This window comes from Pararhizobium polonicum, from assembly GCF_001687365.1.
GTDB classification, from domain to species: domain Bacteria; phylum Pseudomonadota; class Alphaproteobacteria; order Rhizobiales; family Rhizobiaceae; genus Pararhizobium; species Pararhizobium polonicum.
In genome coordinates, this window is record NZ_LGLV01000004.1 from 555,118 (window position 1) to 572,141 (window position 17,024).

At 61.3% G+C, this 17,024-nt stretch carries 19 protein-coding genes and 1 tRNA gene; 7 read left to right on the forward strand and 13 right to left on the reverse strand.

Annotation, left to right across the window (positions count from 1 at the left end):
- Position 1: 1 nt before the first annotated feature.
- From ADU59_RS04380 to ADU59_RS04400, 5 genes are read right to left on the reverse strand one after another with little or no spacing between them, the layout of a single operon-like run.
- On the reverse strand, positions 2-799 hold the full coding sequence (locus ADU59_RS04380) for a purine-nucleoside phosphorylase (RefSeq protein WP_068952001.1): 798 nt from the start codon (positions 797-799) through the stop codon (positions 2-4).
- A complete protein-coding gene (locus tag ADU59_RS04385; RefSeq protein WP_099050742.1) occupies positions 796-1,188 on the reverse strand; it encodes a cytidine deaminase in 393 nt (130 codons plus the stop codon). The genes ADU59_RS04380 and ADU59_RS04385 overlap by 4 nt, the downstream gene beginning before the upstream one ends.
- Before the next feature lie 2 nt (positions 1,189-1,190).
- Complete coding sequence (locus tag ADU59_RS04390; RefSeq protein ID WP_068952003.1) at positions 1,191-2,162, reverse strand: ABC transporter permease; 972 nt, start codon at positions 2,160-2,162, stop codon at positions 1,191-1,193.
- 3 nt (positions 2,163-2,165) lie between these two features.
- Positions 2,166-3,299 (reverse strand): ABC transporter permease, encoded by a 1,134-nt coding sequence (locus ADU59_RS04395; RefSeq protein ID WP_068952005.1) that lies wholly within the window; start codon positions 3,297-3,299, stop codon positions 2,166-2,168.
- Complete coding sequence (locus tag ADU59_RS04400; RefSeq protein WP_068952007.1) at positions 3,296-4,831, reverse strand: ABC transporter ATP-binding protein; 1,536 nt, start codon at positions 4,829-4,831, stop codon at positions 3,296-3,298. Before ADU59_RS04400 ends, ADU59_RS04395 begins: the two co-directional genes overlap by 4 nt.
- Positions 4,832-5,122: 291 nt before the next feature.
- On the opposite strand from ADU59_RS04400, the gene ADU59_RS04405 reads away from it, so the two are divergent.
- Entirely contained in the window at positions 5,123-5,326 is a 204-nt protein-coding gene (locus ADU59_RS04405; protein ID WP_068952009.1) for a SlyX family protein, read from the forward strand.
- 86 nt (positions 5,327-5,412) lie between these two features.
- On the opposite strand, the gene ADU59_RS04410 is transcribed toward ADU59_RS04405, so the two are convergent.
- The 5 genes from ADU59_RS04410 to ADU59_RS04430 all read right to left on the reverse strand — a co-directional run bounded on the left by ADU59_RS04410 (position 5,413) and on the right by ADU59_RS04430 (position 11,299).
- Positions 5,413-6,405 carry a BMP family lipoprotein gene (locus ADU59_RS04410; protein ID WP_068952011.1) on the reverse strand — a complete coding sequence of 331 codons (993 nt, stop codon included), beginning with the start codon at positions 6,403-6,405 and terminating at the stop codon, positions 5,413-5,415.
- Positions 6,406-6,695: 290 nt separating this feature from the next.
- Positions 6,696-8,861: a TonB-dependent siderophore receptor gene (locus ADU59_RS04415; RefSeq protein ID WP_068952596.1), complete on the reverse strand. Its 2,166-nt coding sequence runs from the start codon at positions 8,859-8,861 to the stop codon at positions 6,696-6,698.
- Between the two features lie 182 nt (positions 8,862-9,043).
- Positions 9,044-9,928 carry a helix-turn-helix domain-containing protein gene (locus tag ADU59_RS04420; RefSeq protein WP_068952013.1) on the reverse strand — a complete coding sequence of 295 codons (885 nt, stop codon included), beginning with the start codon at positions 9,926-9,928 and terminating at the stop codon, positions 9,044-9,046.
- A 274-nt stretch (positions 9,929-10,202) separates the two neighbouring features.
- Positions 10,203-10,850, reverse strand: coding sequence for a peptide-methionine (S)-S-oxide reductase MsrA (gene msrA / locus ADU59_RS04425; protein WP_068952015.1), 648 nt, complete (start codon positions 10,848-10,850; stop codon positions 10,203-10,205).
- Between the two features lie 131 nt (positions 10,851-10,981).
- Entirely contained in the window at positions 10,982-11,299 is a 318-nt protein-coding gene (locus ADU59_RS04430; protein ID WP_068952017.1) for a hypothetical protein, read from the reverse strand.
- Positions 11,300-11,601: 302 nt separating this feature from the next.
- Here ADU59_RS04430 and ADU59_RS04435 point away from each other — a divergent pair.
- Positions 11,602-11,691: transfer RNA gene (locus ADU59_RS04435), tRNA-Ser, on the forward strand.
- A 202-nt stretch (positions 11,692-11,893) separates the two neighbouring features.
- On the opposite strand, the gene ADU59_RS04440 is transcribed toward ADU59_RS04435, so the two are convergent.
- On the reverse strand, positions 11,894-12,826 hold the full coding sequence (locus ADU59_RS04440) for a LysR substrate-binding domain-containing protein (RefSeq protein WP_068952598.1): 933 nt from the start codon (positions 12,824-12,826) through the stop codon (positions 11,894-11,896).
- Between the two features lie 105 nt (positions 12,827-12,931).
- On the opposite strand from ADU59_RS04440, the gene ADU59_RS04445 reads away from it, so the two are divergent.
- The 5 genes from ADU59_RS04445 (at position 12,932) to ADU59_RS04465 (ending at position 16,309) form a co-directional block, all read left to right on the forward strand.
- Positions 12,932-13,330 (forward strand): tautomerase family protein, encoded by a 399-nt coding sequence (locus ADU59_RS04445; protein WP_068952019.1) that lies wholly within the window; start codon positions 12,932-12,934, stop codon positions 13,328-13,330.
- On the forward strand, positions 13,330-13,764 hold the full coding sequence (locus tag ADU59_RS04450) for a cupin domain-containing protein (protein WP_068952021.1): 435 nt from the start codon (positions 13,330-13,332) through the stop codon (positions 13,762-13,764). The genes ADU59_RS04445 and ADU59_RS04450 overlap by 1 nt, the downstream gene beginning before the upstream one ends.
- Positions 13,761-14,366 carry a DUF4865 family protein gene (locus ADU59_RS04455; RefSeq protein WP_068952023.1) on the forward strand — a complete coding sequence of 202 codons (606 nt, stop codon included), beginning with the start codon at positions 13,761-13,763 and terminating at the stop codon, positions 14,364-14,366. Before ADU59_RS04450 ends, ADU59_RS04455 begins: the two co-directional genes overlap by 4 nt.
- A 111-nt stretch (positions 14,367-14,477) precedes the next feature.
- The gene (locus ADU59_RS04460; RefSeq protein WP_068952025.1) at positions 14,478-14,720 is read left to right on the forward strand and encodes a hypothetical protein; all 243 of its coding nucleotides are present in this window, start codon (positions 14,478-14,480) and stop codon (positions 14,718-14,720) included.
- Between the two features lie 374 nt (positions 14,721-15,094).
- Positions 15,095-16,309 (forward strand): alpha/beta hydrolase, encoded by a 1,215-nt coding sequence (locus ADU59_RS04465; protein WP_244506354.1) that lies wholly within the window; start codon positions 15,095-15,097, stop codon positions 16,307-16,309.
- Between the two features lie 42 nt (positions 16,310-16,351).
- Here the strand turns inward: ADU59_RS04465 and ADU59_RS04470 are convergent, their stop codons facing one another.
- Positions 16,352-16,615 (reverse strand): BON domain-containing protein, encoded by a 264-nt coding sequence (locus ADU59_RS04470; RefSeq protein WP_068952029.1) that lies wholly within the window; start codon positions 16,613-16,615, stop codon positions 16,352-16,354.
- Between the two features lie 49 nt (positions 16,616-16,664).
- Positions 16,665-16,913: a DUF982 domain-containing protein gene (locus ADU59_RS04475; RefSeq protein ID WP_068952031.1), complete on the reverse strand. Its 249-nt coding sequence runs from the start codon at positions 16,911-16,913 to the stop codon at positions 16,665-16,667.
- Positions 16,914-17,024: the final 111 nt, after the last annotated feature.

A 17,024-nucleotide genomic window follows, 5' to 3' on the forward strand; every position in this document is an offset into this window, starting at 1 on the left:
GTCAGGCTTCTGACGAGATCATTTCGGTGAGGATGGACGCAAGCCGCCGGCCGCCGATCGGCGCCATGTCCTTGGTCTCGTGATGGCTGAGTTCGCCGCCCGTCATGCCGGCACCAAAATTGGTGATGACCGAGGCGGCCGCGACCTTCAGGCCGAAGAAGCGGGCGAGAATGACCTCCGGCACGGTCGACATGCCGACCGCATCGGCACCAAGAATGCGGGCCATGCGGATTTCGGCCGGCGTTTCGAAATTCGGACCGGAGAACCACATGTAGACCCCCGAACCCATCGGAATATCCAGCTTGGTCGCCGCAGCACGCATGCGCTCGGTCAGTTCCGCATCATAGGCAGAGGTAAGCCCGACGAAACGATCGTCGCTATCGACGCCGATCAGCGGGCTGACGCCGGAAAAATTGATATGATCAGTGATCTGCATCACCGAGCCGGGCGGCAGGTCTTCGCGCAATGACCCGGCGGAATTGGTGAGGATCAGCGTCTCGACACCCAGCGCCTTCAGCGTCTCGATCGGGCCGCGCATCGCATTGGCGTCGCCGCGCTCGTAAAAATGGACACGGCCGGACAGGACGATGACCGGGACGCCGCCAATCTCTCCCGCAACCAGTTCACCGGCATGGCCGGAAACGGCGCTGACCGGAAAGCCCGGAATATCGGCATAGGAAATCCGCACCGGATCGCTCACCGCCTCGACCAACGACCCGAGCCCCGAGCCCAGCACGATGCCGTAACGGGGCGAGCGGCCGGCAAGCCGGCTCCTGAGCATCCCGGCAGCGGCGGTCATCCGATGACCTCGGTCTCGAAGGAATGCGGCAGCAGATCGGAGAGAGCGAGCGTCTTTTTCACGCCGGTCTCGTCGCAGAGATAGATGCGGGTGCTGGCTCCGGAAAACTCAGCCAGCCGCTGGCGGCAGCCGCCGCAGGGCGGGCAGAGCGCCAGCTTTTCGGCGATGACCGCCACCTCAACGATCTTGCGCTGACCGGCCATCACCATATGGCTGATCGCGGTCGTCTCGGCGCACCAGCCTTCCGGAAAGGACAGGTTTTCGATATTGGCGCCGGTGTAGATCCTGCCGTCTTCGGCGCGGATGGCGGCACCGACGGGGAACTTGGAATAGGGCGCATGCGCCTTCGCCATCGCCTCGCGTGCCGCTTCGAAAAGTTCGTTTTCCATGGTCAGCGCTCCTTCACATAGGGTACGCCGCCGGCCTTCGGCGGGATCGCCTTGCCGATAAAGCCGGCAAGCAGGACGACGGTCAGGATATAGGGCAGCGCCTGCATAAATTGCACCGGCACCTGGCCGATCAGCGGCAACGGATTGCCCTGCAGGCGGATGGCAAAGGCATCGAGGAAACCGAACAGCAGGCAGGCCAGCATGATATTGACCGGCCGCCATTTGGCGAAGATCAGGGCGGCGAGCGCGATATAGCCCTTGCCCGCCGTCATGCCCTTGACGAAGCCGGCATTCATGGCGAGCGACAGATAGGCGCCGGCAAAGCCGCAGAGGATACCGGCGCAGATGACGGCGCGATAGCGCAGCCAGATCACCGAGATGCCGGCCGTATCCACCGCACCCGGGTTTTCACCGACGGCGCGCAGGCGCAGGCCGAAGCGGGTGCGATAGAGTATCCACCAGCTGATCGGCACCATGGCGAAAGCGAGATAGGTGAGGATGAAATGGCCGGACAGCAGATCGGAATAGATCGGTCCGAGGACCGGCACCTCCTTCACCGCATCCGCAAACGGAAATTCGATCGTCTGGAAGCGGGCGTCGCCCGACAGCGCCGGCGTGCGGCCGCCCTGGCGGAACCAGGCTTCGCCGAGAATGACGGTCGAACCGGCAACGACGAAATTGATGGCGACGCCGGAGACGATCTGGCTGCCGCGCTGGGTGATCGAGGCATAGCCATGCACCAGCGCCAGCAGAACCGAGATCAGGATACCGGCGAGAAGCCCCGCCCAGACGGAGCCGGTCACGGCGGCGACGGCGGCTGCGGCAAAAGCCGAGCCCAGCATCTTGCCTTCGAGACCGATGTCAAAGACCCCTGCCCGCTCCGTGAACAATCCGGCAAGGGCGGCAAAAATCAGCGGCACCGAGACGCGGATGGTCGATTCCAGGAGCGCGATGATGGTTTGGAAAAGGTCCATGGCTCAGGCTCCCCGTGTCTGCGCGGCGGCGGCAGAGCGGCTGCCGATGGCTGCAAATGCCCGTCCGATCGCGGGGCGGAACATGTTTTCGAGTGCGCCGGCAAACAGGATGACCAGACCCTGGATGATGACGATCATGTCGCGCGAGATGGACGGCATTTCGAAGGCGATTTCGGCACCGCCCTGATAGAGCATGCCGAACAGGATCGCCGCCGGAATGATGCCGGCCGGATGGGAGCGGCCCATCAGCGCCACGGCGATGCCGACGAAACCTGCGCCCTGCACGAAATCCAGCTGCATGCGGAACTGTTCGCCCATGATCGGGTTCAACGCCATCATGCCGGCAAGCCCGCCGGAGATCATCATGACGATGATGGTGATGCGGGTTTCGCTGATGCCCGCATAGCGCGCCGCCGAAGGGCTATGGCCCATGGTGCGCAACTCGTAGCCGAACCGCGTGCGCCAGATCAGCACCCAGACGCCGAAGGCGGCGAGCAGCGCCAGCAGGAACGACACGTTGAACGGCGCATTGCCGACATTCAGTCCGAAGATCGCCAAAAGCCAGTCCAGCTTCGGCAATTGCCCGCCCGCCTCGAAGGTGCGGGTCTGGGTGGCCATCGAGCCGAGCGGCTTCATCACCTTGGTCAGAAGATAGACCATGATGCTGGAAGCGATGAAATTGAACATGATGGTGGTGATGACGATATGGCTGCCGCGCTTGGCCTGCAGCCAGCCGGGCAGGAAGGCCCAGAGCGCGCCAAAGGCGGCGGAACCGATGATCGCCACCGGAAAGACCACGAACCACGGCATGGTCCGATCGAGCCAGAGACAGGCGAGCGCCACACCGATGCCGCCGATATAGGCCTGCCCCTCGCTGCCGATATTGAACAGACCGGCATGGAAGGCGACGGCTACCGAGAGGCCGGTGAAGATGAAGGTCGTGGCGTAATAGAGCGTGAAGCCGATATATTCGCCGCGGCCGAAGGCACCGTTGATCATGTGATAGGCGGCTTTGAGCGGATTTTCGCCGACCAGCAGCACAACAAGGCCGGCGACCAGGAAGGCAACGACAAGGTTGACCAGCGGGATCAGGCCATATTCGGCCCAGGCCGGCAGTTTCGCATATGGATTGCTCATTCGGCGGCCTCCTTGTGGCCTTCGACCCCGGCCATCAGCAGGCCGAGTTCCCCTTCGGTCGCATCCGGATCCCGCTCGCCGACAACGCGGCCGGCGAACATCACGACAATGCGGTCCGACAGGGCGCGGATTTCATCAAGTTCGACGGAGACAAGCAGCACAGCCTTGCCCTGATCCCGCATCTCGATGATCCGCTTGTGGATGAATTCGATGGCGCCGACATCGACGCCGCGTGTCGGCTGGCCGATGATCAGCACATCCGGATTGCGCTCCATCTCGCGCGCCAGCACGATCTTCTGCTGGTTGCCGCCGGAAAAATTGGCGGTCTTCAAACGCGGATTGGGCGGGCGGATATCGTATCTCTTGATTTTTTCCTCGGCGTCGGCCTGGATCGCCCGGGTGTTGAGAAAGACGCCGTTCAGATATTTCTTGTCCCGATGATAGCCGAGAATGCCGTTTTCGCTCTCCTCGAACTTCAGCACGAGGCCGACATGATGGCGATCTTCCGGCACATGGGCGAGGCCTCTCGTGCGCAAACCGGCGGGATCGGCATGGCCGGTGACATCGACCGCTTCGCCATTCAGAAGCACTGTGCCAGAGATTGCCTTGCGGATGCCGGAGATCGCCTCCAGCAGTTCCGACTGGCCGTTGCCGGCAACACCGGCGATGCCGACGATCTCGCCGGCCCGAAGGTCGAAGGAGACATCGTCGACCATGGTCACGCCACGCCCGTCGCGCACGGTCAGGTTCCTGACCGACAGCTTCACCTCACCCGGATTGGCCGCACCCTTGTCGACGCGTAGCAGAACGCGACGGCCGACCATCAGCTCGGCCAGTTCCTCGACGGAGGTTTCACGGGTGTTGCGCGTTGCCACCATCTCGCCGCGGCGCATGACGGAGACCTCGTCGGTGATCGCCATGATCTCGCGCAGCTTGTGGGTGATGAAAATGATCGTCTTGCCCTGATCCTTCAGCTGCCCGAGGATGCGGAACAGGTGATCGGCTTCCGGCGGCGTCAGGACGCCCGTCGGCTCGTCGAGGATGAGAATATCGGCCTTGCGATAGAGGGCCTTGAGGATTTCGACGCGCTGCTGCAGGCCGACCGGAAGTTCCTCGATCAGCGCATCCGGATTGACCTCCAGCGCGTATTCGCGCTCCAGCCGCTTCAATTCGACCCGGGCCTTGGAGATGCTGGCATTGAGGATCTGGCTGTCTTCGGCGCCGAGCATGACGTTTTCGAGCACCGTGAAGTTTTCGACCAGCATGAAATGCTGGTGGACCATGCCGATACCGCTCGATATCGCCGCATTCGGGTCCTTGATCGTTACCTTGCTGCCATCGACGACGATATCGCCGCTATCGGCCTGGTAGAAGCCGTAGAGGATCGACATCAGGGTCGATTTGCCGGCGCCGTTTTCACCGATGATGCCGTGAATGGTGCCCTTGCGGACAGTCAGGTTGATGTTCTTGTTGGCATGGACAAGGCCAAAGCTCTTGTCTATGCCACGCAACTCGATGGCAATATCGCTCATATTGACCCATGTTCCCCGAAGCTCGGCCCGGTTTACTCCACTTTGACAGCAGTAGTCCCGGCATCGATTTTTTTACCAATTGGTATAAGTTTAGCATCGAAATCCGGGCGCGAAAGCCCAAAAATCGAAAGCCCATCCACTCTTCCCAGTTCATTGGAGAGAGTCCAGCGCCATTTACATCCGCAGAGTTGCGTGCGCGAGTGGAATTACGGCACATCGCCTGCATAATCGCAATCGATGTGATAAACGAGCCGCAAACGCGAAACCACAGCGCGGCCGCAGGAGACAAACATGAGCGAAGCACGCATCACCCGGCTCGAAGAGACGATCGCCCACCAGGCGAAAACCATCGAGGAACTGTCGGACCAACTGGCGGAGCAGTGGACGGTTGTCGAGCAGGTTCGCGCCAAACTCGACCGTCTGACGGAGCGGTTTCTCAACCTCGAAGAACAGAGCATCGAAGCGCCGGCCAATACCCGGCCGCCGCATTATTGAGCCCGCCCGGTCCACATCTCGAGCAGACAGGAAAAAACCGCCGGCCTTCCACAGACCGGCGGTTTCTTCATTCAAACCCCAAGGGATCAATAGGGGCAGGCTTCGTCCGACATATAGTCGTGAACCTGGACTGTGCCGGCGATGATATCGGCCTTGACCTTATCGACAGCGGCCTGCATTTCCGGCGTGATCAGCGCCTTGTTGTTGTCATCGACCGCATAGCCGACGCCATCTTCCTTGAGGCCGAGATTGGAAATGCCGACGGTGAACGTGTCGTTCTTGGCCGACGAGAAGGCGTCATAGACGGCGACGTCAACGCGCTTGAGCATCGAGGTCAGGACCTTGCCCGGCTGCATGCCGTTCTGGTTGGAATCGACGCCGATACCGAGCTTGCCCGCATCGGCTGCTGCCTGCAGCACGCCGACACCGGTGCCGCCGGCCGCATGATAGACCACGTCAGATCCCTGATCGAATTGCGACTTGGCAATTTCGCCGCCCTTGACCGGATCGTTCCAGGCGTCCGGCGTCGTGCCGGTATAGGCTTCCAGAACCTTGACGTCGGGACCGACGGACTTGGCGCCGCCGATGTAGCCACAGGCAAACTTGTGGATTAGCGGAATATCCATGCCGCCGATGAAGCTGACGGTCTTGGACTTCGAAGCCATGCCGGCCAGGACGCCGACGAGGTAGGAGCCTTCCTGTTCCTTGAAGACGACCGACTTCACGTTCGGCTTGTCAACGACCATGTCGATGATGGCGAACTTGATATCCGGATATTCGACGGCGACCTTTTCAAGCGCCGCGGCCCAGGAAAAGCCGGCCATGACGATCGGGTTGTTGCCGTCGCCGGCAAAGCGGCGCAGCGCCTGCTCGCGCTGCGCGTCGTTGGCGATTTCGAATTCGCGGTATTCGATGCCGGTTTCCGTCTTGAACTTCTCAGCGCCATTGAAGGCTGCCTCATTGAAGGATTTGTCGAACTTGCCGCCGAGATCATAGATGATCGCCGGCTTGATATCGGCGGCGAGCGCCGTGGCCGACATCATCGAGAAGGCAAGGAGACCGAGGAGGGTTTTTTTCATTGTGCAGCCCTGTTGTTGCTATTGATCTTGTTGGGTCCTCCCGCAAGCCCCTCTTTCGGGAGCATGTCTGCGGAACCACCACTCCCTTTTCAAGGGATATGTCTGGCTGGGGCGCATCCTTGCATGCCTCAAATCAAAATTCACTCAAAATTTTTCAATTGGTAAAAAAAGGTAAATGGCCCAAAAAGACGGCAAAATCAGTGATTTTCGAGGCAGAATCGGAACATTAAAACGGCAAAAGGCCGCGGCGCTCTTGCGCCACGGCCTTTATAATACGGGACTGTTTCAGCTTACCAGGATTTGCTGAGCTTCAGCGTTACCGTCCGCTGATCGCCATAGCCGCAGGTGAAGGTGCCCTGGCAACCCTTGACATATTCCTTGTCGAACAGGTTGGTGACGTTGAGCGCAGCGCCCCAGCCGTTCTTTTCGTAGCGGATGGCAGCGTCGGCAACCAGGGCGTCGGGAACCTTGGCCGTATTGGCCATATCGGCATAGGATTCGCCCTGGTAGCGCAGGCCGCCGCCAACACTGACGCCTTCCAGCGCACCGTCCGTCACCAGATATTCAAGCCAGAGTGCCGCCTGATGTGTCGGGATCAGGTAGGGCCGGTTGCCGACCAGCGCCGCGTTGAGGTCCTCGGCCACTTCCAGGTCGTTGTAAGTGTAGGAGCCGAGCAGCCTCCAGTTCTGATCCAGATTGACCTTACCCTCCAGCTCGAGGCCAGTGGAGCTGACTTCGCCGAGTTGTTCCTGCAGGAAGTCACGACGTGTCAGCGCCACGTTCTTCTTGACAATGTGATAGACCGAGGCGGTGAACACGCCGTCAATGAAGGTCGGCTCATATTTGATCCCGCCTTCGAACTGGTGGCCCTCCTCCGGCTTCATCGCGCCACCGCCAACGACAGTGCCGACCAGCGGATTGAAGAAGGTAGCAGCGCTGACGTAGGGCGTTAAGCCATTATCGAATTTGTAGGCAAGGCCCACTCGGCCGCTGAGCGCGCTGTCGTTCGATTCATAGGAGCCCGTCGCAAGCCGGGAGTCCACGTCGGTTTTGACATAGTCATAACGGCCGTTCGCCGTCAGCAGCCAGCCATCGCCGAACCGGATCTGGTCCTGCGCGTAGACACCGACCTGCTGCATGCGCGTGACGCTATCGATATAGGGATCAGCATAAATCAGCGACCCGCTGCCATAGACCGGGTTCTCCGGGTCAAGATCCGATGCCGGCCAGGCGGATGCCTGTGTCTGGTCGATCTTATAGTTCTTGTAGTCGAGCCCGAGCAGCAGCGAATGGTCGAGCGGACCGGTGGAGAATTCCTTCTCGGCGCGATTGTCGACATTGAAGCTATCGACGCTGGTATCATGCTTGAAGCCGAGGCGAGCGAGATCGTTGGTCGCCGTATAGGCATAGGGATAGACCAGTTCCTCGGCCTTATCGAGATGGCTGTAGCGCAGGTTCTGCGAGAGCTTCCAGCCGTTGTCGAACTCGTGCGAGAACTCGTAGCCGAGCATCTGCTGGTCATAACGGCCGTAATCGTGATCCGGCTCGCCGAAGAAGAAATCGCGGTCGATCTTGCCGCCAAATGGGCCGTCAACCACGGTGCCTTCATAAGGCAAAAAGCCGTTGCCGACATGGGTCTGGTCGAGCGCGGACGCGATGGCATAGACCGTCAGCGAGGTCGCATCATCCGGCGCATAGGTGATCTGCGGCATCAGGAAGCCGCGCAGGTCTTCCGAATAGTCCGAGTAATTGTCGCCGCCGGCGATCTTGCCGGTGATGCGGTAGGTCAGCGTGCCGTCGGCGTTCAGCTTGTCGTTGGCATCGAAGCCGAAGAAGGCGTTGCCGAAATTGTTGATGCCGATCTCGGTGGAATAGGCAGGCTCGGCCTGCGGCCGCTTGCGGACCAGATCGACGATGCCGCCGGGATTCGAGCCACCATAAAGAACCGAGGCCGGACCTTTGAGCACCTCGACACGCTCCAGCATATAGGCATCCGTCTGGAAGCCGCCGAAGCCGTAGGAAAACAGATTGAGGCCATCGAGGAACACACCGGTCTGCGTCGCGTCGAAACCGCGGATGTAGAACCAGTCGGTATCCGGATCGCTGCCGAACGGTTCGGTCGAAACGCCGGCGGTGTAGCGCAGCGCCTCGTCGATCTTGGTGACGACGCCGCGATCGTCCAGTTCCTGACGCCCGATGACGGATACCGACTGCGGAATTTCGGAGACCGGCGTCGCCGTCTTGGAACCGGTGCCGGTGGATTTTGCCACGTAGCCGTCAACCGGCCCTGTGGCCTGCCTGTCCGTGTCCTTGCCGCCTTCGATCGTCAGGCGCTCCAGCATCGTCGCATCGCCCGTTGCCGCATCCTGCGCCTGCGCCACCTGCGGGACGGCCATCGCCACGATCGCCGCGCTCGCCATCCATACCCGGTAGAGATCCGTCCCCTTGATCCGCATCACTTCGCCACCCCGCTCAAAACCGGGCGTTTGCGCCCCCGTCGGCGGCACGCGATCCGGCATTTCCATGAAAATAAGCTGAGTGTTTAGCTCAACTATATGCGGCCGGGATTGTCTCTGACTGCGGTAATTGAACGATTCTGGTCCATATTCCGCATTGCACCCTGGCAAGGTGCCGAGGCTCAGACCCTCTGGCTTTTCGCCCAGGTCGCCGGCGTGGCGCCAACCGTCTTGCGGAAGACGCGGGTGAAATGAGCCTGGTCGGCAAAGCCGGTTTCTGCCGCAACCACGCTCATCGGCAGCTCGCCCTTGAGCATCAGCTGCTTGGCGCGCTCGATGCGGGCCTTCATCTGCCATTGATGCGGTGGCAGGCCGGTGGAAGCCTTGAAGGCATGGCTGAAATAGGACTGCGACAGGCCGGTCAGCGCTGCGAGCTCCTCCAGCCGGATGCCGCGCAGGCAATTGCTCTCGATATAGTCGATCGACCGGCGCAGCTGCCAGGCGGCCAGTTCGCTGCGCTTGCGCGACCTGACAGGACCCAGCCGCATGACATCGACGAACAGTGCCACCGAAAGCCCATCGCCATAGAGATCGTGCAACGGCTGCGGATTGATGCATTCAGCCGCGATCAACTCGGCCAGTGCCAGGAAGCGCGGCTCCGAAAACATCAGCCGCGGCACATCCAGCTTGCGCCTGTCGAGGTCTTCCATCAGACGGCGGCTGAGGATCTCGGCATTGAAATGCAGATCGAGATGGCGAACGTAATGGACATCGACCATTTCCGCCCAGAGTTCCATACCAGCAGGAATATAGGAAATGACCTGCCGGCGGCTGTCTTCGGCAACGGCCTGCCGGGTCTGACGCAGCCGGATATTGCGCCGGTCGCCACCCTTGGCATCCAGCACGATGAACAGCCGCGGGTCGTCGGCCACATAGAAGCCGCCGGCGGCCGGCGCACATTCGACATCCCAGAGATCGGCGACAATGCCGTTCCACGCGCGCCGGTTCAGCCCGCCGATGACGGAAAACCCGGAAATCCTGTTGTTCATGCGCGGCTGGAAGGTCATCCGGTGTCTCGGCGGCGCAGCTCAAGCTGCCTGTCTAAAACTTTCTTTTTATAGTCAAGTTTAACTAGCCCCAAATTCCCATCTTTGCAATTGCTGAAATGCCCGCAAAGCCAAGCTTTCCCGGCTGTTGTGACCTTTTCGCCATGCCCGCCCCCGGGCGCTTATCTCCCATGCCGGCAGCACGCGCAAAAATGCCGCGCCTATTCGGGGCGCGGCAGATCAAACGTGCCTGTCACAGATCAGGGGCAACCTCGCCTGCGGCCCGTCCGCCGCCTCAAATGGCGCAACTGACGCCGGTGCCGCGCAGACCGCAATAACCGTTCGGGTTTTTGGCCAGATACTGCTGATGATCCGCGTCGGCGAAATAGAAGAGGCCGGCCCGGGCGATCTCCGTAGTGATCCCGCCATTGTGTCCCGCCGCCTTCAGGGCCGCCTGGAACGCATCGCGGGCCGCAATGGCCTGCGCCAGCTGTGCATCGTCCTCGACATAGATCGCCGAGCGATAGGTGGTGCCGATATCATTGCCCTGGCGCATGCCTTGGGTCGGGTCATGCTCCTCGAAGAACACTTTCAGCAACGCAGGCAACGACACCTTGACCGGATCATAGACGACCAGCACGACTTCGGTATGACCGGTGAGGCCCGTCGTTGTTTCCTGGTAGGTGGGGTTCTTCGTGAAGCCGCCGGAATAGCCCGCGGCCGTCACGTAGACGCCCGGAATCTGCCAGAGCAGCCGCTCCGCACCCCAGAAGCAGCCCATTCCCAGCAGCACCTGCTTGTAGCCCGCCGGATACGGTCCCTTGAGCGGATGACCGTTGACGAAATGGGTGGCGGATGTCGGGATTTCGGCTTCGCGGCCCGGAAGGGCGCTCTGCGGATCCGGCATCACGGTCTTCTTGTTGAACATCTCGGTCAGGAACATGACCCTCTCCTTTTCGCTTTTTCGCTCATTTCGATCGGGCGGATAAGTCCGCCGCCGACCGGTCGCGCCGGTCTTGGGGCCGGCACCGCATGCGTCAATCCGTCAAGGGGCGCGGCGAATGCCGCACGCGCTCAGGCCGAGAACCGGCCCGCGACCGGAGGCCGCTTGTAGCCGATCATCCACAAAAGCAGCGCGATCAGCAGGAAGAAGGCAAAGGCCGGCTGCTGCAGCGACCATCGGATTACCGGATCCAGAAACGCGCCGCTCGCATGCGGCGCTTCCAGCGCCTGCACCAGAGACTGCGCCGAGGGACCACCCGCCGCAAGCACCGTTGCCAGCGGTGTCAGCACCGGTTGTGACGCCGACACCGACTGGATGGCATCCACCGAGGCCACCAGGACAGCGACAACGAGCGCCAGAAAACTCGCAAACCGCAGCAAAAACCGCATTCCGCCTCTCTCCACCCCAGCCCGCCTCCGCGCCGGCCGGACTGCATTTTACCAACTATAACAAGACATAGGCACAGGCCTGGAGAAGTGCAATGCCGGCCTTTCACAGGCCCGCACCATAAGAAGTCAAAAAACTGTCAGAAATCAGTTGATCCTGCGGAGTTCATCGGTATATATCGCGCCGGTCCGCAGGTTTTTCAACTGGCGGGCAACCCGGCTTGGCAGCGCCGAACGGGTTTCAGGAGAAAGCAAGCGCTTGTCTCTGATCCACCGGACCCAACCGCCGGTGCGATTGACAAAACGGACAGGTGGCCGAGTGGTTGAAGGCGCACGCCTGGAAAGTGTGTATACGTGAGAGCGTATCGCGGGTTCGAATCCCGCTCTGTCCGCCATTTTCCCTGATTACGCAATGTTCCGCACGGCAAGTACGCAAACGCCCTCGATTGCCGCCGCAACAGACTCAGGTACTTACCCAATAAATCGTGAACGCATTCGATCCGGCGGATTTGCATCGGAGGCCGCTCACATCGTGCGCCGATTGGCGGTGCGGTTGCACACCAAGTTAAAGACCCATGCGGGCAAGCGTATGAGACGTCAGGCAGCCGGTGACCGTTCGATGGCCTGTTGCGTCAGCCATTCGGCGGGCAGTGTTTCCCAAAGAGCCTGCCGGATGATCACGGCCAGATGTGCGGTCAAGGGGCTGGGCTCCTTTCCGGCGTGAAAGAGCGCCAACCCGAGCGACGGCAAGTCTGGCAGGCCGTGAGATCGCGGCTCAAGCTGGCGGATGGATTGCGGTCGTCCAACGGGCGTGCGCAAAGCGATGCCCAGTCCCGCAGCGGTGGCAGCCCAAAGTCCACCGAGGCTTGGACTGACAAAGGCGATACGCCAGGCAAGGCCCTGCCGGTCGAGATGCTCGCACGCGATGGTGCGCAGGAGGCATGGAGCTTCCAGGGCAGCGAGCGGCAGTGGTTCACGGCCATCTGGAAGCCATGCAGGCTCACGGCCTGCCGCGCCCAGCCAGCACAGCGGTACGGCGGCGATCCGGTCGGCGGTGGCGGCGAATGGGGAGCCGTCGTCCCAGGCAAGCGCGAGATCGAGATGCCCTGACGCGATCCTATCCTTGAGTTCGCTGTTGCGCGCGATCCGTCCTTCGATCCTGACTTTGGGATGGGCGCGCGCGAAGCGACCGAGCACCTCCGGCAGAACGGTTTCACCGAAATCCTCTTGAAGTCCGAACCTGATCCAGCCCTCCAGTTCCACGCCCCTTACAGCGCTCATCGCCTCATCGTTGAGGTCGAGCAGTCGCCGTGCATAGGACAGAAGGACTTCGCCGCTATCGGTCAGCGTCAGTCCGCGCCCTGCCTTGCGCACCAACGTTACGCCGGCCTGCTCTTCGAGTTTCTTGAGTTGCGCGCTGACCGCCGAGGTCGACCGCCCCAGCCGGTCGGCAGCCTGGGCAAAGGACCCGGCCTCCATGCCGATGGCGAAGCTGCGCAGGGCGTCCATGTCCAAGTTGGTAAGGCGCACGTCAATCATCCTGTTTAACAGGATTATTAGTCCTGAATAATTTGATTTTCAGGATTATTTTGGTGCCCGATAATGTGCATGTCAATCACCCTCACGGAGTCTGCCATGCCCTTCACCCGAATATCCCTGCTCGCGGGAAAGTCTTCCCACTACATTTCCGCTGTTTCCGACAGCCTCGACCGCGCCCTTGTCGAGTGTTTTGACGTGCCGGAAAATGATCGTTTCGCGGTGTTCCACGCGCATCAACCCGGAGAGCTTGTGTTCGATCGCACCTATCGTGGCGGTCCGCGCTCGGACGACTATATGATCTTTCACATCACTACGGGAAAGAACCGCTCTGCGGAAACCAAGGCGCGATTTTTTCGCCGTCTGGTCGATAACCTCGCCGAAGCGCCGGGCGTCAGGCCGGAAGACGTAATGATTGTGATCGCCAACTCGACCTTCGAGGATTGGTCTTTTGCTTCCGGCATTTCGGCCGCCGCGCCGGCACGGGACGGCGACTGATGAGCAATCCATTCGACATGGAGACCGTCTGCCCGCAGGCAATGACCATCGTGCGCGACAGCGTCGGAATCACGCTCGCGCCGGAGAGTATCGCAAGCGGCCCGTTCCGCGTGCAGATGCTGCTTTCAAGCAGGGCCGAGGGCGAGATGACGGCCATGCGCGCCTTCATCGACCCAGGTGTCGTCACCCATTGGCACAGCCATCCGCGCGGACAGCTTTTGTTTGTCTTGGACGGCGTTGGCCTCGTCCAGCGCGACGGCGGCGATGTCGTCGAAGTCTGCGCGGGCGACTGCATCTGGTTTGGTCCCGGCGAACGCCATTGGCACGGCGCGGGCCCTGCCAGCCCTTTCGGTTATATCAGCGTCCAGCCGGTGAAGGATGGAACCGCCGTCCACTGGATGGAGCCGGTCGCGCCTATGGCGGAATGCTCATGATCGCGATGCAATATAGCTTCGTCCTGCCGGCTGACTACGATATGACGATCATCGACCGGCGCATCCGCGACAAGGGGCCGTTGCTCGACGGTTTTCCACGCCTGCGATTCAAGGCGTATCTCTCTGCCCGCAAGCACGACAGCGACGTCACAACCGCGGACAACCTTTATGCGCCGTTCTACCTCTGGGATCAGCCGGAAGGGCTCGATGCGTTTCTGACCAGTCCTGGCTTTGCCGCCGTGTCACGGGATTTCGGATGGCCAAGTGTGCGGACATGGGTGGTCTGGCACGCCGAACTCCAGCCCAACCTTGGCGAAGCGCGGTTCGCGACCCGCGAGATCGTACCGATCCTCCCTCATTCCGATCTGGCGTCATTGCGAACCGACGCCGTCACTGATGCACAAACGGCGGTTCACGGTGGCGCGCTCGCGGCTGTTGCGGCTTTCGATCCAACCGGTTGGACAGTGGTGAAGTTTCGGCTTTGGCAGGTCCCGCCGGAAAGGCAAGATCAGGGAGCCAAAGACGTCCAAGCCTATAGGGTCGGACATCTTTCCTTGCCCCGAGACGAAGGCCCAAGCCCGCCGGACCGCGATCGGTCGTAATCCACACCCAAGCATCGTTTCAACGGCACATATGCTGTATAACGGGGCGATCCGGCTTATAACGTGCCGGTCCGCCATAGCCTCGATGTTCCCGCTCAAGGAGACATGTGCATGACCTATGTTGCATCCCCCAAGCGTCCGATCGGCGACGCAGACCGTGCACTCGATTGTGAAGAAGCGCTCGAAACGGCGCTCCGGCACCTGTCGGAGGACGAGACGCTCAGGGAAGAGGATATCGAAGCCCGGCTGGTCCAGGGCGGTCTGGCTGCAGGCTGGGAGGAGGAGGAACTCCGCACCGCGATCGCCGACCTGCGCCGCAATGCGGCGCTGGGATTGCAGGGCCTGTCCGGGTAAACGATCCGGCTGTTCCTTGTCTGCACCTCGGCCCGGCCGGTCTTTCCCCGGGCGACCTGCCCCACATTGTTCCCGCTCGACCGGAAACTTCCAGCCGCCGATCAATATCCGGCCGCGGCAGCGGAAAAGCCGCCAGAACGACGCTCGTCGGCTGGCAGGCTGTGTCAAAAATACAATAGCAAGCTGCGTCATGGGCCGATCCGTCCGGCGAAGTTGCAGACGCCGGACTTGACGGCGGCAGCCGACTATGGGCGGAGTCGCGCTCGCAATTCCGGCCTGTTTCGTGACGTCCTGTTTTCGTTGGAAGCCTATCCATGACCCCAGTATCGAACGGCAGGCCCGTCACGCCGGCATCGCCGGGATCTCTCCGGCGCATGGCCGTCACGCTGCCGCTCGTCCTGGCGCTCAGTGCCTGCGGCGGCCATGTCAAGGGCGTCATGCAGCCGCTTGACCTTGCCGCCGAACCAAGGGGCAATGCCGTCGTCGACATGCTGGTGGCGACCAGCCGCCAGCCGTCCGACAATCCCGCCACCCTGTTTTCCGGCGAGCGCAGCGCGCTCCCGTCGATCACCGATGTCGCCGTCTCCATACCATCCGGCAAGGTGCGCGCCGCCGGTACCGTGCAATGGCCGAAAAAACTGCCGCCCAATCCGGAAACGGATTTCGCCGTGGTCCGGGTGCAGCCGCTGGCAACCGCGCAGCAGGGCCGCGACTGGGTGCACCGGCATGCCTCCGGCGGCCATGCGATGGTGTTCATCCACGGCTTCAACAACACCTATGAGGATTCGGTCTTCCGCTTTGCCCAGATCGTGCACGATTCCGGTGCCGATGTGACGCCAATCCTGTTCACCTGGCCATCCCGGGCCAAGGTGTTCGACTACAATTACGACAAGGAAAGCACCAACTATTCGCGCACCGCGCTGGAAATGACGCTGAAGGCGCTGGTCGAAGACAAGAATATCAAGGACATCACCATCCTCGCCCATTCGATGGGGACCTGGCTGGCAATGGAATCGATCCGCCAGATGGCGATCCGCGACGGCAGCCTGCCGAAGAAAATCGAGAACGTCATCCTCGCATCGCCGGATATCGATGTCGATGTGTTTTCCCGGCAATGGAGCGAGCTGGGCGACAGGAAGCCCAACTTCACCATCTTCGTCTCGCAGGACGACCGGGCATTGGCCCTGTCGCGCTATATTTCCGGCGACGTGCAGCGGCTGGGGCAGATCAATCCGGCGGAAGAACCCTACAGGACCAAGCTGGAGAATGCCGGCATCACCGTCGTCGACCTGACCAAGGTGAAATCCACCGACCGGCTGAACCACGGAAAATTCGCCGAAAGCCCGCAGATCGTGCAGCTGATCGGCCAGCGGCTGGTTACCGGCCAGACGCTGACGGATTCCGATATCGGCGTCGGCGACGGCATCACGGCCATCGTTGCCGGAACCGTCAACACCGTCGGCAAGGTCGCGGCAACCACGGTGGCAACGCCGGTGGATCTTCTTTCCGGAAACATCCGGCCGCTGCCCAAAAAGAAGCCCGCCGATAGCGGCGCAACGTTCCAGAGCGAAAGCGCGCCGCTGAACTGAGCCGCCGGCCCATTCGGAGTGCGAGGCCTGTCTGCAGATCGGCTACACCTTCCGCGCTTCCAGCCGGTTATCGATGCGATGCACGCCGACCACCGCGGCGGCGGCTTCCCCGATACAGCCGATCTCGCTTTCGCAGGAAACATGACCGCTGAGCACGACGATGCGGCCGAATGCCATCACCGACAGGCCGGACGTATCGATCAGCGTGGCATAGCGGAGATAACGCAGCACCTTGCCGGCCAGGTCATCACCGGCAAGATCCGGGTGATCGTCCCGGTGAATGTAGATCTGCTTGTGCATGGCCATGGTGTCCCTTCCAGGACACAACGCAAGCTTTCCGCGAATGTTCCGCCTTCTATGCTCTCACATGGATGAATGCCTCGACGGCCGCGGCGATGAAGTCCTGGCGGGCGTAGTCGACCGGCTGTTCGCCGCGCAGCACGTGGCCGCACATCCGGATTGCCGCCTTGTAGGCGTTGCCGTCATGAACGGGCCATGTGTCGAGAAGGCATTCCGCCGCTTCGCGCGTATTGCGGATGGTTCGGTATTTTCCTATCCCGTCGAGTTCAAGGACGACAGGTTCCTGCCACCATTTTTCAATCATCGGGCCACCTCCTGTCGCCATTCTGTCACATGAGCCTTGCGTGAAATATGCGTCCTGCCCGGCACTTGGCATCGTCTCGGGTTGCGGCATCCCGCCGAATGGGTCTATGGC

Coding starts and splice junctions, on each gene's coding strand:
- ADU59_RS04380 (WP_068952001.1), bottom strand. CDS start 799: ATGACCGCCGCTGCCGGGATGCTCAGGAGCCGGCTTGCCGGCCGCTCG.
- ADU59_RS04385 (WP_099050742.1), bottom strand. CDS start 1,188: ATGGAAAACGAACTTTTCGAAGCGGCACGCGAGGCGATGGCGAAGGCG.
- ADU59_RS04390 (WP_068952003.1), bottom strand. CDS start 2,162: ATGGACCTTTTCCAAACCATCATCGCGCTCCTGGAATCGACCATCCGC.
- ADU59_RS04395 (WP_068952005.1), bottom strand. CDS start 3,299: ATGAGCAATCCATATGCGAAACTGCCGGCCTGGGCCGAATATGGCCTG.
- ADU59_RS04400 (WP_068952007.1), bottom strand. CDS start 4,831: ATGAGCGATATTGCCATCGAGTTGCGTGGCATAGACAAGAGCTTTGGC.
- ADU59_RS04405 (WP_068952009.1), top strand. CDS start 5,123: ATGAGCGAAGCACGCATCACCCGGCTCGAAGAGACGATCGCCCACCAG.
- ADU59_RS04410 (WP_068952011.1), bottom strand. CDS start 6,405: ATGAAAAAAACCCTCCTCGGTCTCCTTGCCTTCTCGATGATGTCGGCC.
- ADU59_RS04415 (WP_068952596.1), bottom strand. CDS start 8,861: ATGCGGATCAAGGGGACGGATCTCTACCGGGTATGGATGGCGAGCGCG.
- ADU59_RS04420 (WP_068952013.1), bottom strand. CDS start 9,928: ATGACCTTCCAGCCGCGCATGAACAACAGGATTTCCGGGTTTTCCGTC.
- msrA (WP_068952015.1), bottom strand. CDS start 10,850: ATGTTCCTGACCGAGATGTTCAACAAGAAGACCGTGATGCCGGATCCG.
- ADU59_RS04430 (WP_068952017.1), bottom strand. CDS start 11,299: ATGCGGTTTTTGCTGCGGTTTGCGAGTTTTCTGGCGCTCGTTGTCGCT.
- ADU59_RS04445 (WP_068952019.1), top strand. CDS start 12,932: ATGCCCTTCACCCGAATATCCCTGCTCGCGGGAAAGTCTTCCCACTAC.
- ADU59_RS04450 (WP_068952021.1), top strand. CDS start 13,330: ATGAGCAATCCATTCGACATGGAGACCGTCTGCCCGCAGGCAATGACC.
- ADU59_RS04455 (WP_068952023.1), top strand. CDS start 13,761: ATGATCGCGATGCAATATAGCTTCGTCCTGCCGGCTGACTACGATATG.
- ADU59_RS04460 (WP_068952025.1), top strand. CDS start 14,478: ATGACCTATGTTGCATCCCCCAAGCGTCCGATCGGCGACGCAGACCGT.
- ADU59_RS04465 (WP_244506354.1), top strand. CDS start 15,095: ATGGCCGTCACGCTGCCGCTCGTCCTGGCGCTCAGTGCCTGCGGCGGC.
- ADU59_RS04470 (WP_068952029.1), bottom strand. CDS start 16,615: ATGGCCATGCACAAGCAGATCTACATTCACCGGGACGATCACCCGGAT.
- ADU59_RS04475 (WP_068952031.1), bottom strand. CDS start 16,913: ATGATTGAAAAATGGTGGCAGGAACCTGTCGTCCTTGAACTCGACGGG.